The organism is Kitasatospora sp. NPDC036934 (assembly GCF_055608425.1).
On record NZ_JBVJQR010000001.1, the window covers coordinates 542617 to 557343 of the forward strand.

The window sequence follows — 14727 nt, forward strand, 5'->3', positions numbered from 1 at the left end:
TCGGGGTGGCCGCGTCGGATCCAGTCTGCGACGCCGCGACGGTACTGGCTGGCGGCTTTCGGACCGGGAGGTTCCGGCTGGGTTGCCCTCCCCGGTGCGGGGAGGGCAACCGGTGTCGGGTCAGCCGACGTTGACGGCGGTGTCGTCGAGGACGAAGGAGGTCTGCTTGGTGTAGTCCTCGGCGCCGGTGAACTTGAGCGTGACGGTCTGGCCGGCGTAGGCGGCGAGGTCGAGGGTGTGCTGCTGGTAGCCGGCGGCGGCGTCGACGTTGGAGTAGGTCGCCAGGGTGGTGCCGTTGGCGGTCACGGTGAGCTTGTCGTACGCGCTGGTGGTGGGTTCGGCGGTGTCGACGTGCAGCCAGAAGCTGAGGGTGTAGGTGCTGCAGCCGGTCGGCAGGGTGACCGTCTGGGCGAGGGTGTCGGTGTTGGCGCTGCCGTAGCCGTCCAGCCAGACGTCGTAGCCGCCGGAGCGCGGGGGCTCGCTGGAGCTGCTGTTGATGGTGCTGCTGCCGCCGGTGTTGGTCTCCGTCCAGCCGGCCGTGGTACCGGCCTCGAAGCCCGGGTTGGTGAGCAGTTGGGCGGCGGTGCAGCCGGTGCCGCCGCCGGTGGGCTGGACGGTCCAGGTGAAGGTGACGGAGGAGGAGGGGCCGGTGGAGTCGGTGGCGGTGGCCGTCACGGAGTACGTCCCGGCGGTGGTCGGGGTGCCGCTGATCTGGCCGGTGGTGCTGTTGAGGCCGAGGCCGGCGGGCAGGCCGGTGGCGCCGTAGCTCAGGGTGCCGCCGGCGGTGTCGGTGGCGGAGAGCTGGACGGTGGTGGCGGTTCCGGCGGTGGCGGTCCGGGCGCCGGGGTTGCTGAGGGTGACGCTGCCGGTGGTGGTGCCGCCGCCGCTGCCGGCGAGCCAGGCGGTGGCGTTGAGGGCGAGGGCGGCGTCGGTGCCGGCCGGGTCGTTCCAGCCGTCGTAGACGGTCTTGCCGGGCTCGCCGGTGCCGTCGTCGATGGCGGAGCTGTCGCCCCAGATCGCGACCCGGCCCTTGCCGAAGCTGCTGGTGGCGAAGAAGGCGCCGGTGGTGCCGGAGTAGCCGGTGCGGTAGACGATGCCCTTGACGGTGGGGTTGTCGGCGGGCTTGAGGGTGAAGGTGGTGCCGTTGCGGATGATGCTGCCGGTGACGGTGCCGAAGGGGCCGTGCAGGACGGGGTCGGCGGCGTCGTTGACGGCGGTCGGGTTGTCGGTCTGGATGTTGAGCAGATCGACCGACAGACCGAACGGGTCGTTGCTGTTGACCGAGTTGCTGGTCATCAGGTCGTTGATGATGGCGGGGGAATCCCAGCCGTCGTTGTTGCGGTCGCTCTTGGTGTGGTCGGAGACCAGGAAGAGTCCGCCGCCGTTCTGGACGAACGTCATGACCGCGGTCTTCTCGGCGTCGCTGAGCCGGATGTTCGGCTCGGGCAGCACGAACTCGTCGAAGTTGGCGAGGTCCAGCGCGCCACCGGTGCCGTAGGTGATGGTGGAGCCGCTCGGCAGGGTCTTGAGGCTGTACTGGCCGGTCTTCTGGAGGGCGACGCCCCAGCTGGAGATGGCGCCGGTCCAGTCGGTCTCTGACTGGGGGTTGGCGTTCTGGCCGAGCGGGTCCGGCTGGCTGGTGCTGATGATCCAGTCCGCGTTGCCGGCGGTCTCCGCCTTGCTGCTGTCGAACAGCACGCGGTGCTGGGTGGTCGTGGCGGCGGTGGTCGCGCTCTTCGCCGGGGCCGCGGCGGCCGGGTGGGGTGCGGCGCCCGCGCCGGCGAGCACCGTCAGGGCGGCGGCGCCGAGGGCGAGCGGACGTACCGCTTCGATGCGTCTGAACATGGGTCAAGTCCTCTGTGGTGTGGGGAAGTACAGGGGAGAGCTACGCGCGTAGGCGCGCAGACACGGTTCCATGATGGGGTAAGCGGCGTTTGAACGGAACGCGACGAATGAGATCTCCGCACGGTGGCCCGTCACCGGCCGTGGTGCCCTGAGCAGCTGCGACACCGTCAGAGCACCGCGGGCACACCGAATCTCCTCGGCTGCCGACCGCCCTGGGGCGGTCATCCCCGGGCCAGCCGCCCCAGGGCCAGGCCGGCCAGCAGCGCGGCGCCGTCGGCGAGGACGCCGTCGTCGAACTCGGCGTCGGGGGAGTGGTTGTAGGGCGCGGCGAACGGGTCGCGGCCGTCGGCCGGCGTGGCTCCGAGCATCAGGTACGCCGTCGGGACGAGTGCGCTCACCACGCCGAAGTCCTCGGAGCCGGCGATCGGCTTGGGCATCTCGACGAAACGTTCCGGCCCGAGCAGCCGGGCCGCCAGAGCGGCCGCGAACCCCGCCTCCACCGGGTCGTTGACGGTCACCGGGTAGCCGGGCTCCACTTCGGCGACCGCCTCCAGCCCGTGGGCCGCCGCGATCCCGTGGACCACCCGCAGCGCCTCGCGGTGCACCAGTTCGCGCGCGTGCGGCGAGAAGGAGCGGACGGTCGCCGAGAACCGCGCCTCGTCCGGGATCACGTTGGCGGCCGTACCGGCGCTCAGCGTGCCGACGGTGAGCACCACCGGGTCGAAGGCGTCGATCCGCCGGGTCACCATCGTCTGGAGGGCCAACACCGCCTCGCACAGCGCTGGCACCGGGTCCAGTGCCGAGTGCGGGCTGGACCCGTGCCCGCCGCGCCCGCGCAGCGTGACCCGCAGGGTGTCGGAGGCGGCCAGCACCGGCCCCGGGCGGGTGGCGACCAGCCCGCCCGGCAGCATGGCGGCAGCCACGTGCAGCGCGTACCCGGCCACCACCCGATCCCCGGCCGCCTCCAGCACTCCCGCGTCCACCATCAGCTGTGCGCCGCCCGCCCCCTCCTCGCCGGGCTGGAACATCAGCACCACGTCCCCGGCCAGCTCGGCGCGCCGCTCGGCCAGCAGTCGGGCGGCACCGACCAGTGCGGCCATGTGCAGATCGTGCCCGCAGGCGTGCATCACGCCGGGGACGGTGGACGCGTACGGCACTCCCGCGCTCTCCTGGACGGGCAGGGCGTCCATATCGGCGCGCAGCAGCACGGCCGGCCCGGGGCGGCCGCCGCGCAGCACGGCGGTGATCGAGCTCAGCCCGGTGCCGAGGGTGAGTTCCAGCGGCAGCCCGTCGAGCGCGGTGAGCAGTCGGTCGCGGGTCCGCGGCAGGTCCAGCGCGAGCTCCGGGTGCTGGTGCAACTCCCGCCGGAGCGCGACCAGTTCGGGCTGGAGGCGGGCGGCATCGCGGGCGAGGTCGGGTAGTCCCAGCCGGTCGAGCAGGGTGACGGAGGTGGGCAGGTCGGACACGGGGCCTCCAGGGGGCGGACGGACTGTCTGGCTCGATGATCGGGGGTCGCCCCCGCCGTTCCGGGCAGGTTCACGGATCCGCCACCAGCCGGGCCCGAGCGCGGCCCCGTCCGGGGTTCGTTGAGATGCTCCGGCGGAATGACTATCTTCATGGGGTGAGTGAGCGTGTGATGCAAGAACCCACCGTGATGGTCCTGACCGCCCTCGCGGACGCCCCCCGGCACGGATACGCCATCGCCCAGGAGATCAAGGCGATGACCCACGGCCGGGTCGCCCTGCGCACCGGCGCCCTGTACGGGGCGCTGGACCGGCTGCTGGCCGACGGGCTGATCGAGGTCGACCGGGAGGAGGTCGTCGACGGCCGGGCCCGGCGGATCTTCACCCTCTCCCCGACCGGGCGGGAACGACTGGCGGCCGAAGCCGAACGCCTGGCCGCGACGGCCAGGGAGGCCGCCCGCCGCCTCTCCGCCACCCGGCCGGCGGCCACCGGCACATGATCGAACACGTCCTCCGGCTCTACCCCGCCGCCCATCGCCGGGCCCACGGCGAGGAGATCGCCGCGACCTTCCACGAGATGACGGCCGGCGAGCCGCTGCGCTCACGCCTGCGGGACGCGGGCGAACTGGCGGCCCAGGCCCTGCGGATGCGCGCCGGGCTCGGGCCGGCCGGCCCCGCCGCACGGGCACTCGGTCTGGCCCACCCCCTCGTCCTGGCCGCCTCGGCCACCGCCTGCGGGCTGCACCTGCTGCGCTGGTACACCGCCCTGGTCACCTCGCCCACGCCGGTGCTGTCCCAGCTCCGGGTCGACCTGTCCGGGGCCTGGGGCGCGCTGCTCGGCTCCGCACTGCTCGTCTTCGCGGGCGCGGCCGCCGCCCTGGCCGGCCGCCGACGGGTGGGTCTGCCCTGCACGGTGCTCGGACTGCTCGCCTTCGCGGCGGCCGCCGTGGCCGGCGGGCCCGCGTTCGGCGACCCGGTCGCCGCCCCCGCCGCGGCCACCCTGGCGGCGGCCCTGTTGCTCGCCTGCCCACCGGACCGGCGCGCGGACGGCGCGGGCGCGCTACCGGCGGGGGCGGCCGGGGCCGTGATCGCGCTCGTCCTGGTGCCCCGGGCCGCCGTCGGCGCCCACGTCCTGCCCTGGGTCAGCACCGACTACGGCTGCTGGCCCCTGCTCGTGCTCGCGGCGGCGGGCGCCGCCTCGGCCTGGCACCGCCGATCCCGCGGCGGTCGCGAACTGGCCGCACTCGCCCTGGCCTGCCCGCCGCTGCTCGCCGAGGCCGGCACCACCGCCTGGGGCGACCCGACCGCCGTCACCTGCCTGGCGATCGTCCTGGCGGCGGCCCTGGCGGCCGTCCCGCTCGCCGGCCGCCTGGGGCTGGCCTTCCGCCGGTCGTCCTGAGCGCCGCCCCCGGGGCGGGAAGGCTGGGATCGCGCCGGAGCGCACGCCGCGTACGGGCGGCGGGCCGCTGCCGCCGGTACCTCTGACCGCCCGGTGCGCCCCGTGCTCAGCGGCCCGGCCGGTCAGCCGTCGCCCGGTGAGCGCCCTGCTCCGTGTGCCCGCTCGATCGCCTCGGCGCCGGTACGGCCCGCGCCGACCGGGGGCGGGGATCGGCACGCAGGTATTAGTCCGTTTGACGTAGCATTCCGTTCGACGGACTATCGGTCCGCGCGAGAGGATGCCCATGCCGTTCACCCTGTCCCACCCCGCCGCCGTGCTGCCGCTGCTGCGTGGGCCCTTCAGCCGGGCCGCGCTGGTCGCCGGAGCCGTGGCGCCGGACATGCCCTACTTCGTCTCCACCATCGGGCTGCCCGTCAGCGCGCAGTCCTGGTACGAGCCGTTCACCAACGCCACGACCACCCACACCCTGCCGGGGGCCCTGACCGTCGGCCTGCCGTACACCCTGGCGCTGTGGGCGATGTTCCTGGCCGGGCACCGGCCGTTGGCGTCACTGTCGTCACCGGCGTCACTGCCGTCGTCGCCGCTCGGCCCGGCGGGCGCCCGGACGGCGGGGACGGTGGTCCGGCGGGCGGGCTGGGTGCTGCTGTCGGCGCTGATCGGCATCGCCACCCACCTGGTCTGGGACTCCTTCACCCACGTCGACGGCTTCGTGGCCACCCGCACGCCCTGGCTGGAGTCCACCCTGGCGGGCAGCCTCACCTGGGCCCGGGCGCTGCAGCACATGAGCACCGTCGGCGGCCTGGCGGCCATCGCGGTGTACGGGTGGCGCGGGCGGGCCCGGTTGCGGGTCGGCACGGGCGCGGCGCCGCGCAGCGTCCTGCTCTCGCTGGCCCTGTGCGCGGCCGCCGGGGCCGTCGCCCACGCCTGGCGGTGGCACGCCGGGCCGGACGCGGCGACGGCCGGGCAGCCGCTGGGCGCCGTCCTCGAAGGGGCGCTGTCCGACGCGGCGAAGGGCGCGGGCGCCGGACTGATCGCCGCCCTCGCCCTGTACGCCGCCGGCTGGTGGATCCGGCGCGCCCTCACGGCGGGCCGAGGGTCCGGCCACCAGGACGGGGCGGGGGCGGACGCCGCCGCCTGACCGCACCGCCGCCCGACCGTGCGCCCGGGCCCGGCCCGCGTGTGGCTACGGCAGCAGGACGGCGACGCCGGTCACCCGGTCGGCAGCGAGGTCCCTGAGTGCGGTGTCCGCCTGCCGCAGCGGGTAGCGGTTGACGTGCACCATCGGGCGGGCCCGGGCGGCCTCGGCGAGGAACGCGCGGCCGTCGGCCCGGGTGTTGGCGGTGACGCTGCGCAGCGTGCGTTCCTGGAAGAGGTGGCGCTGGTAGTCGAGGGTGGGGATGTCGCTGAGGTGGATGCCGGCGACCGCGAGAGTGGCGCCGCGGCCGAGGGCGGCCAGGGCGACCGGTACCAGTTCGCCGACCGGGGCGAAGAGGACGGCCGCGTCGAGCGGCTCCGGTGCGGGGTCGTACGAGTCCCCGGCGAAGGCCGCGCCGAGTTCCAGGGCCAGCCGTCGGGCCGCCGGGGCGCGGGTGAACACGGCCACCCGGGCGCCCCGAGCGAGGGCGATCTGGGCGGTGAGGTGGGCGGACGCGCCGAAGCCGTAGATTCCGAGCAGTCCGCCGGGCGGCAGCTCGGCCCGTTCCAGGGCGCGGTACCCGATGATCCCGGCGCACAGCAGCGGGGCGAGTTCCTCGGCGGGCGGCCCCTGGGCCATCCGGTAGGCGAAGCGGGCGTCGGCGGTCAGGTGGTGGGCGTAGCCGCCGTGCCGGTCCCAGCCGGTGTAGCGCGAGTGCGGGCAGAGGTTCTCGCGTCCGCTCCGGCAGTGGGCGCAGCTGCCGCAGGTGCGGGCCAGCCAGGCGACTCCGGCCCGGTCGCCGGTCGCGAAGCCGTCGACGGCGGAGCCGACCGCCCGTACGCGTCCGACCACCTCGTGTCCGGGCGTGCACCTGGGCACCCTGGGGGCGAGGTCGCCCTCCGCCAGGTGCAGGTCCGTGCGGCACACCCCGCACGCCTCGACGTCGAGGAGGATCTCCTCGGGCCGGGGCTCGGGGAGCGGCCGGCGTTCCCACTCCAGCGGCCCTGGTCCCGCCGCAGCCACCGGACCGGGGCGGGCCACCACCCAGGCCCCGCTGTTGCCCGGTGCCGGTCGCGTCGTGTCCATCGCCGACTCCTGCCGTCTGCCGTCCGTCGCTTGCCGCCTGTCGGCCGCCGCCTGCCGTGTGCCGCCTGCCGCGTGCCGCGTGCCGCCCGTTGTTCTGCCGTCCGCCGGACGGGTGGCCCGCTCCATCCAGCCTGCCTCCGGGGCGGGCGTGCGGCGAGGCCGGGCGTACGGACGCGAGGCCAACGCCCAGGCGGCCCGGCGTCAGCCGAGCAGGGCGCCGCCCAGCAGCAGGGCCACCACGAGCGCGGCGAGCAGGGCGTGCCGCCGGTCACCGGACCGGAGCCAGCGGGCCACGGTGACCAGGATGCCGAGGCCCGGGACGAGGGCGAGGGTGAGGAGGGTCGGTGGCGAAGAAGCGGCGCAGCACCGCGTACTCGACGGCGATGGCCGCCGGCCAGGGCAGTGCCATCAGGGCGGCGAAGCGAGTGAAGCCCAGTCCGCTGGCGGCGCAGGCCAGCAGATCGGTGAGGTTGGAGACCGGCAGCAGCAGCGAGGCGGTGTCGGACAGGTGGGTGCAGGCGTACAGGTGGGGCTTGGGGCGGGCGCCGAGCCGGGCGGCGGTGGCGAACACCACCGGCGTCAGCAGTACGACGGTGGCGTCCAGGCCGAGGGCGGCGGGCGGCGACCGGCAGGGGCTGAGCGTCTCTGGTCAGTAACCATATAGACCGGTGATGAAATCGCAGGACTGCCCGATGGTGGCCGTGTGCTGTCGAGTTGAGCCGTCCGAGCTCCTTGTGGCGCATCGGCAGGCCAGTCGGCGCGTTCCGCGATGCGCCATCACTGCCGATGCGGTAACCGGGTTGACGAGTGACCGGCGCGGATGCCAATCTAATAACCGTTCAGAACAGTTACTTGTGCGCCGGTGATCCGTCGGCGGCGGACACGCCCTTCCAGGGGGTGCGGCTCACCGAGCTGCTGGACGCCGCCGGAGTGCGCGCCGAAGGGAAGGCGCTCCGGTTCACCTGCTTCGACGGGGCGTACAGCGAGAGTCTCACCCTGGAGCAGGCCCGGCGCCCGGACGTGCTGGTCGCGCTGAACATGCAGGACGAGCCGATCAGTCACGAGCACGGTGGCCCGGTGCGGCTGTACGTGGCGCCGATGTACTTCTACAAGTCGGCCAAGTGGCTGTCCGGCATCACCGTCACCGACCGGGTGATCCCCGGCTACTGGGAGGAGTACGGCTATGCGGTCGACGGCTGGCTCGGCGGCGCCGACCGCGGCGCCGCCGTCTGAACCGGGCGGCCGGGTCCGCCGGTTCACCCGGGCGCAGCGGCTGGTCCACCGGAGCACCGGGCTGCTGATGCTGGTGTGCGGCGCCGCCGGGGCCTGCCTCTACCTCGGCCCGCTGGCCCAACTCGTCGGCCGGCGAAGGCTGGTGACCACCCTGCACGAGTGGTCCGGCATCCTGCTGCCGGTGCCCGTGCTGCTCGGCCTGCTCTCCCGCGCGTTCCGCGCCGACCTGCGCCGGCTGAACCGCTTCGCGCCGTACGACCGGCAGTGGCTGCGGGCCGCGCACCGGCGGCTGACCGGGCCGTACGACCGGCCGGCGGGCAGGTTCAACGCGGGGCAGAAGCTGTACGCCGGCTGGATCGCCGGAGCGGTGCTGGTGATGGCCGCCACCGGGCTGCTGATGTGGTTCACCCGGCTGCTGCCGTTCGTCTCCCGCACCAGCGCGATCTTCGTCCACGACTGCCTCGCCTGGGCGGTGGCCGCCGTCCTGGTCGGGCACATCCGCCGGGCGCTGCGGGACCGGGAGTCGCGGCGGGGGATGCGTACCGGCTACGTCAGCCGGTCCTGGGCGCGCCGCCACCACCCGCACTGGCTGCCGGAGGAACACCACGGGCCCGGCTCCTCACCCGACCTCTGACTCGTCAACGCCACCGTACCTAGGGCAACTTCACCTTCTCGAAAGGAATCCCGATGAAACGACTCCTGACCGTTCTCGCGGCCGGCCTGCCGCTGGCCGCCGTGCTCTACGCCCCCGGCGCGGTGGCGGACACCGGCATGCCCGCCGGCTACAGCTGCGCCGCCCCCGCGGTGGCGGCCCCGGACGGCACGCAGGTGGAGGCCGTCACCGCGGTCGCCCACCCGGCGGGCACCGTCGACGTGCCCGCCGTGTTCCCGCTGAAGGCCGATCACGTTCCCGACGTCCCCGCGTTCTGCGACGTCACGGTGACCCTCACCCACCCCGGCCAGGGCGACCACGCCAAGGTGCGGGTCTGGCTGCCGCAGCAGAACTGGAACGGCCGGCTGCAGACCGTCGGCGGCAGCGCCTACGCCGCCGGCGACTACGGCAGCAACCTGGCCGCCGCCCTCAAGGGCGGTTACGCGGCCGCCACCACCGACGCCGGGGTGAGCACCTACATCGACGCCGGGTGGGGGCTGAAGAGCGACGGCACCGTCGACTCGACGCTGCTGGAGAACTTCGCCTCCCGCTCCGAGCACGAGGCCGCCGTCGTGGCCAAGGACGTCATCGCCGCCCACTACCAGCGGGCCGCCTCGTACGCGTACTTCAACGGCTGCTCCACCGGCGGCCGCCAGGGCTACATGGAGGCCCAGAAGTACCCGGAGGACTACAACGGCATCCTCGCCAACGCGCCCGCCGTCAACTGGACGCAGTTCGAAGTCGCCACGCTGTGGCCGCAGGTGGTGATGAACGAGGCGCACACCTACCCGACGAAGTGCGAGTTCGAGGCCTTCACCGCCGCCGCCGTGCAGGCCTGCGACGGGCTGGACGGCGCCCGGGACGGTCTGGTGTCCCGGCCCGACGAGTGCGGCTTCGACCCGCGCCGGCTGATCGGCACCACCATCGAGTGCGACGGCAAGCAGGTGACGATCAGCGCGGCCGACGCCGAGGTGGTGCGTCGGATCTGGGACGGTCCGCGCACCTCCTCGGGCCGCAAGCTGTGGGCCGGCACGCCGATCGGGGCTGACCTGAGCGCCCTCGCCGGCCACACCACGGACGATGCCGGCCAGCCGGTGGGCGCGCCGTTCCCGGTACCTGCCAAGTGGGTGTCCACCTGGGTCGCCAAGCAGCCCACGCTGGACGTCACGACCCTGACCGCCGACCGGTTCGTTCAGCTGTTCCAGCAGTCCGTGGCCGAATACGACAAGGTCATCGGCACCGCAGACCCGGACCTGTCCGCCTTCCGCGACGCCGGCGGCAAGCTGCTCAGCTGGCACGGCACGGCAGACGAGTTCATCCCGGCCGCCGGCACGGTGCGCTACCGCAAGCAGGTCGAGCGGCGGATGGGCGGCGCCTCGAACGTCGACGACTTCTACCGGCTCTTCCTCGCCCCGGGCACCGCCCACTGCGGCCTCTCCGGCAAGACCGCCGACCTCGCCGCGCTGACCGCCTGGGTCGAACAGGGCAAGGCGCCGCAGACGCTCCCCGCGACCCTGAACACCGCCGACGGCCGGACGGTCAGCCGCAACCTCTGCGCCTACCCGCTGGTCTCCCGCTACACCGGCCACGGCGACATCGCGGACGCCGCCAGCTTCCGCTGCGCCCCGGCCAATCGGCATTGACCAACCGGCATTGACCAACCCGCATTGACCAACCCGCATTGACCAACCGACATTGACTCGAGCGGCACTGGCCCAAATGGTACCGACTCGAGCGGCACTGACCCGCCCTGAAGCTCCGCGGCCCGCACCCCGACCCCCGGGGGGCGCGGGCCGCGGGCGTTCGGCGACCGTTGGTGACGTAGAGTGATAGGAGATCAACAGCGGGGAGTCGAAGTCGTTCCCCCCGTCGGCCTCGGGGTGTCCGTCGTCGCGTCACCACGGCCCGCCCGAAGGCCCGCCCGAAGGCCCGCCCGAGGCCGGTTCAAGGCCTCGGGCGGCCGATAGACAGGAGAGTCGAGTTGTCGTCTGACCGCACCCGGAGCCCGCAGAGGACCCAGCACCGCCCGGCCGCCACTGGTGCGCCCAGAGCGGAACTACTGCTCGACGGCCGCTCGCTGACCGTCAAGGAGACCGCGGCGGCCGCGCGCCGGCCGGAGGCGTGGCGGGTGGTGCTGGCGGACGGCGCGGTGCACCGGATGAAGCGGTCGGTGGACCTCAAGAACGCGATCGTCGACTCCGGGCAGCGGGTGTACGGCGTCACCTCCGGCTTCGGCGACAGCAACACCCGGCAGATCTCGCCGCGCAAGGTGGAGGCGCTGCAGGCCAACCTGATCCGCGGCTTCAACTGCGGCCTCGGCCCCGCGGCTTCACCGGACGTGGTGCGGGCCACGGTGATCACCCGGGCGAACTGCCTGGCGCGCGGCAACTCCGGGATCCGCCCGGAGGTGGTCCAACTGCTGCTGGACTGCCTGGAAGCCGACATCCTGCCGGTGGTGCCGGAGCGCGGCTCGGTGGGCGCGAGCGGCGACCTCGTCCCGCTCAGCTACCTCGGCGCGATGCTCACCGGGCACGGCACGGTGCTCCACCGCGGCGAGGCCCGGCCCGTCGCCGAGGCACTCGCGGAGGCCGGACTCGAACCGGTGGTACTCGCCTCCAAGGAGGGGCTGGCCCTGGTCAACGGCACCTCCTTCATGGCCGGTTTCGCCGTACTGGCACTGCGCGACGCGACCGAACTCGCCTTCGCCGCCGACCTGTGCACGGCGCTCGCCTCGCAGGTCCTGAACGGCAACCCGCGCCACTTCGACCCGTTCGTGTTCGACCACAAGCCGCACCCCGGCAGCGCCGAATCCGCCCGGACGGTGCGCCGGCTGCTCGGGCGGGACGGCACCGGCCCCTTCGCGGGGGACCAGGACGCCGGCCAGGCCGACGTCATGCCCGACGGGACGGGCTACCGCCGGCTCGCCGAGGCCGTCCAGGACCGGTACTCGATCCGCTGTGCCCCGCACGTCAACGGCGTGCTGCGGGACACCCTCGGCTTCGCCACCGACTGGACCCACGTGGAGATCAACTCCTCCAACGACAACCCGCTGTTCGACACCGAGGCGGGCGTGGTCGTCAACGGCGGCAACTTCTACGGCGGGCACATCGGCCAGGCGATGGACTCGCTGAAGACCGCTGCCGCCAGCGTGGGCGACCTGCTGGAACGGCAGTTGCAGCTGGTGGTGGACGAGAAGTACAACAACGGCCTCACCGCCAACCTCATCCAGCGCTTCCCGGACGACAGTTGGGAGGCCGGGCTGCACCACGGCTTCAAGTCCCTTCAGCTGGCGGCCTCCTCGCTGGTCGCCGAGGCGCTCAAACTGACCATGCCCGCGACCTCGTTCTCCCGCTCCACCGAGGCCCACAACCAGGACAAGGTCAGCATGGGCACCATCGCCGCCCGGGACGCCCGGACGGTCGTCGAACTGGTGCGCCAGACGGCGGCGATCCATCTGCTCGCCCTCTGCCAGGCCGCCGACCTGCGCGGCGCCGAACGGCTCAGCGGCCCGACGGCGGCCGTGCACGCGGCGGTGCGCGCGGTGTCGCCGATGATGGACGGGGACCGCGGGATGGAGCGGGACATCGCGCTGGTGGCGGAACTGCTCGCGGCCGGACGGCTGCGGGAGGCGGCGGCGACCGGGGCGTAGCCCCCGACCGCACGGCCCGTACGGCCCGGCCCGCGCGGTCGGACCCGGCCTGCGGGGTGGAACCCCGGCCCGCGCGGACGGATCCGGCTACGCCGACGGACCCGGCTACGCCGACGGCTCGGCGAAGTGACCGACCACGGCGGCGTAGCTGTCGGCCGCGTGGCCGTCGGCGGCCGCCGCCGCCATGACGGCCGCCAGCTGCCGGGGCAGGACGGGGTTGAGGCCGCGCCGCTCGCTCTCCGTCAGGAGGTGGGCGGCGGCGGCCAGGTGGGTGCGCAACGCCGAGTCCTCGGCCGGGTAGTCGCCCTCGTCGACCTGCCGGGCGTAGCGGGCCAGGAAGGCGCCCATGCTGCCGAACAGCAGCTCGGCGCTCGGCGCGAACTCGGTCGCGCCGATCCCGGCGGTGCGCAGCAGCGCGGTCGCGTGCAGGAAGCCGTTCAGGCCGGACCACAGGACGGCCAGCAGCGCGAGGTCGTGCAGCGACGCGAGCCCGGTGCCCTCGCCGAGGTAGGCGGGGCAGCCGCCGAGCGCGGTCAGGGTCTGCTCGTGGGCGCGGAAGGCCGGCTCGGGCCCGCTGTAGAGCACGGTGGTCCCGGCGAGGCCGATGGTGTCGGGTGTGGCCAGCAGCGCGCCGTCGAGGCTCTGCGCGCCGTGGCGGGCGGCGGCCTCGGCGACGGTGGCGGCGTCGTCGGAGGTGCCGGAGGTGACGTCGACCAGGACCCGGCCGGCCAGGGACCCTCCGGCTGCGCCCAGGACTTCGCGGACGGCGTCGTGGTCGGCGAGGCAGAGCACGACCAGCGGCGCGGCCGCCGCCGCCTCGGCGGGCGTGGCGGCGCGCCGGGCGCCCCGGGCGGCCGGGCCGTCGGCGCGGGCGGCCGTACGGTTCCAGACCGTGGTGGGGTGCCCGGCGGCCAGGAAGGCGTCGGCGAGCGCCGTGCCCATCAGGCCGAGGCCGAGCACGGCGACGGGGGTGCGGGCGGTGGTCAAGGGGTTTCCCTCCGGTCGGCGGTGGCGAGGAGTTCGGCGGGCCGGGCGCGGCGCGGTACGTTCAGGACGCGCACCATCGGCTCCTCGACGAAGGCGTGCAGCAGCCAGGCGGCCGCCAGCGAGGTGAGGGCCAGGACGGCCGTGTACAGCAGTGGGCGGAGCCCGTCGGCAGTGCCGTGCGGGTCGAGCAGCGCGTCGCCGTGCTCGATCACGAGGTAGTGCGTCAGGTAGAGCGCGAACGAGAGCGCCCCGAGCCGCTCGGCCAGCGGGTGGGCGAGCCGGGAGGGCCGGCCCAGGCGGTCGGCGTTGGCGGCCCCGACGATCAGCGCGGCCAGCGGGAGGACGGTGATCGCGGTGACGCCGAACAGCAGGGGGGAGAGCTGGTCGAGCGGGTAGAGCAGCGCGAAGGCGGCGGCGCCGTGCCAGGTCCGGACCCGGTCGAGCAGGCCCTCCCGGACCAGCCGGGCCAGCACCATGCCGAGCAGGAACTCCGGCATCCGCGCGGGCGGGAAGGTGTAGCAGAACCAGATCTGACGGAGCGTCACACCGAGTCCGAAGGGCGGCCCGTCGAGCAGCGGGCGCGCCGCCGTGACCAGTGGCGGGATCAGCAGGATCACGGCGACGATCGCGGCGGCCCAGTGCCGCAGCCGTTCGGGGCGGATCCCGGCCGCGCGGCGGGCGACGGCGGGGAACAGCAGGTAGAAGGCCAGATCGCAGCAGAGTGACCAGGACACCCCGTTCACCCCGGGGTCGAGCAGGTCGAAGTCGGGGGGCCAGGTCTGCAGGAGCAGCGCGTTGGGCAGCCAGGCCCGCAGGGGCACGGCCTGCCCGGCGGCCGCGAGCAGCAGCACCCCGGCGAGCAGGGTCGCCAGGTGGGTGGGCATGATCCGGGCCAGCCGGCGGCGCCAGAACACCCGGACCGGCTGGTCCGGCCGCCACGCCCAGGTCAGCAGGAAGCCGCTGAGCAGGAAGAAGAACGTCACCGCGGCGAAGCCCAGTCGGAGCAGGGTCGCGCTCTCGCCGTGCCCGTGGGTCCAGATCAGGCTGGAGTGCTGGGCTACCACCGCCGCCGCCGCGATGAAGCGCAGACCGGTGAGCGAGGGCAGCCGGGTCGACCTGCCGAGTGCCAAGAGCGTTCCCGAGGTGTCGGAATGGGCGGGGAGGTCCGGTGATCGTATCCGAACTGGACTGGGGAACAGATATTTTGACGTTGCCTTGGGAAAGCCGAGCCGATTGCATGCTCTGCATACTTTCCTGCTCGAAATGTTGACGGCGGGT

The 14727-nt window shown here is 74.1% G+C and carries 11 protein-coding genes and 2 pseudogenes; 7 read left to right on the plus strand and 6 right to left on the minus strand.

The annotated features are described in order from the left end of the window. Positions 1-120: 120 nt before the first annotated feature. Positions 121-1845, minus strand: a complete 1725-nt coding sequence (locus tag ACZ7BZ_RS02435) for an Ig domain-containing protein (protein ID WP_470356744.1) — start codon at positions 1843-1845, stop codon at positions 121-123. 221 nt (positions 1846-2066) lie between these two features. Continuing rightward, on the minus strand, positions 2067-3302 hold the full coding sequence (locus tag ACZ7BZ_RS02440; RefSeq protein ID WP_470356807.1) for a M20 metallopeptidase family protein: 1236 nt from the start codon (positions 3300-3302) through the stop codon (positions 2067-2069). Positions 3303-3481: 179 nt separating this feature from the next. Here ACZ7BZ_RS02440 and ACZ7BZ_RS02445 point away from each other — a divergent pair, with 179 nt between their 5' ends. The 3 genes from ACZ7BZ_RS02445 (at position 3482) to ACZ7BZ_RS02455 (ending at position 5845) form a co-directional block, all read left to right on the plus strand. Next, the gene (locus ACZ7BZ_RS02445) at positions 3482-3808 is read left to right on the plus strand and encodes a PadR family transcriptional regulator (RefSeq protein ID WP_470356745.1); all 327 of its coding nucleotides are present in this window, start codon (positions 3482-3484) and stop codon (positions 3806-3808) included. Next, positions 3805-4707: a hypothetical protein gene (locus tag ACZ7BZ_RS02450; protein WP_470356746.1), complete on the plus strand. Its 903-nt coding sequence runs from the start codon at positions 3805-3807 to the stop codon at positions 4705-4707. Before ACZ7BZ_RS02445 ends, ACZ7BZ_RS02450 begins: the two co-directional genes overlap by 4 nt. A 283-nt stretch (positions 4708-4990) precedes the next feature. Continuing rightward, positions 4991-5845 carry a DUF4184 family protein gene (locus ACZ7BZ_RS02455; protein ID WP_470356747.1) on the plus strand — a complete coding sequence of 285 codons (855 nt, stop codon included), beginning with the start codon at positions 4991-4993 and terminating at the stop codon, positions 5843-5845. Between the two features lie 45 nt (positions 5846-5890). Here ACZ7BZ_RS02455 and ACZ7BZ_RS02460 read toward each other — a convergent pair whose 3' ends face one another. Together ACZ7BZ_RS02460 and ACZ7BZ_RS02465 are read right to left on the minus strand one after the other, a co-directional pair. After that, positions 5891-6928 (minus strand): zinc-dependent alcohol dehydrogenase family protein, encoded by a 1038-nt coding sequence (locus tag ACZ7BZ_RS02460; protein WP_470356748.1) that lies wholly within the window; start codon positions 6926-6928, stop codon positions 5891-5893. Positions 6929-7268: 340 nt separating this feature from the next. Beyond that, positions 7269-7544, minus strand: a pseudogene (locus ACZ7BZ_RS02465) (arsenic transporter); the annotation flags it as partial. A 257-nt stretch (positions 7545-7801) separates the two neighbouring features. Between ACZ7BZ_RS02465 and ACZ7BZ_RS02470 the strand changes: the two are divergent. The 4 genes and pseudogenes from ACZ7BZ_RS02470 to ACZ7BZ_RS02485 all read left to right on the plus strand — a co-directional run. Then, positions 7802-8161, plus strand: a pseudogene (locus ACZ7BZ_RS02470) (molybdopterin-dependent oxidoreductase); the annotation flags it as partial. Next, entirely contained in the window at positions 8112-8795 is a 684-nt protein-coding gene (locus ACZ7BZ_RS02475; protein ID WP_470356749.1) for a cytochrome b/b6 domain-containing protein, read from the plus strand. The pseudogene ACZ7BZ_RS02470 and the gene ACZ7BZ_RS02475, both read left to right, overlap by 50 nt. Before the next feature lie 53 nt (positions 8796-8848). Then, on the plus strand, positions 8849-10456 hold the full coding sequence (locus ACZ7BZ_RS02480; RefSeq protein ID WP_470356750.1) for a DUF6351 family protein: 1608 nt from the start codon (positions 8849-8851) through the stop codon (positions 10454-10456). 338 nt (positions 10457-10794) lie between these two features. Further along, a complete protein-coding gene (locus ACZ7BZ_RS02485) occupies positions 10795-12462 on the plus strand; it encodes an HAL/PAL/TAL family ammonia-lyase (protein WP_470356751.1) in 1668 nt (555 codons plus the stop codon). A gap of 105 nt (positions 12463-12567) precedes the next feature. Here the strand turns inward: ACZ7BZ_RS02485 and ACZ7BZ_RS02490 are convergent, their stop codons facing one another. Then, entirely contained in the window at positions 12568-13449 is an 882-nt protein-coding gene (locus tag ACZ7BZ_RS02490) for an NAD(P)-dependent oxidoreductase (protein WP_470356752.1), read from the minus strand. After that, on the minus strand, positions 13446-14579 hold the full coding sequence (locus tag ACZ7BZ_RS02495) for an acyltransferase family protein (protein WP_470356753.1): 1134 nt from the start codon (positions 14577-14579) through the stop codon (positions 13446-13448). The genes ACZ7BZ_RS02490 and ACZ7BZ_RS02495 overlap by 4 nt, the downstream gene beginning before the upstream one ends. Positions 14580-14727: the final 148 nt, after the last annotated feature.

Coding starts and splice junctions, on each gene's coding strand:
- ACZ7BZ_RS02460 (WP_470356748.1), bottom strand. CDS start 6,928: ATGGACACGACGCGACCGGCACCGGGCAACAGCGGGGCCTGGGTGGTG.
- ACZ7BZ_RS02480 (WP_470356750.1), top strand. CDS start 8,849: ATGAAACGACTCCTGACCGTTCTCGCGGCCGGCCTGCCGCTGGCCGCC.
- ACZ7BZ_RS02450 (WP_470356746.1), top strand. CDS start 3,805: ATGATCGAACACGTCCTCCGGCTCTACCCCGCCGCCCATCGCCGGGCC.
- ACZ7BZ_RS02435 (WP_470356744.1), bottom strand. CDS start 1,845: ATGTTCAGACGCATCGAAGCGGTACGTCCGCTCGCCCTCGGCGCCGCC.
- ACZ7BZ_RS02445 (WP_470356745.1), top strand. CDS start 3,482: ATGCAAGAACCCACCGTGATGGTCCTGACCGCCCTCGCGGACGCCCCC.
- ACZ7BZ_RS02455 (WP_470356747.1), top strand. CDS start 4,991: ATGCCGTTCACCCTGTCCCACCCCGCCGCCGTGCTGCCGCTGCTGCGT.
- ACZ7BZ_RS02475 (WP_470356749.1), top strand. CDS start 8,112: ATGCGGTCGACGGCTGGCTCGGCGGCGCCGACCGCGGCGCCGCCGTCT.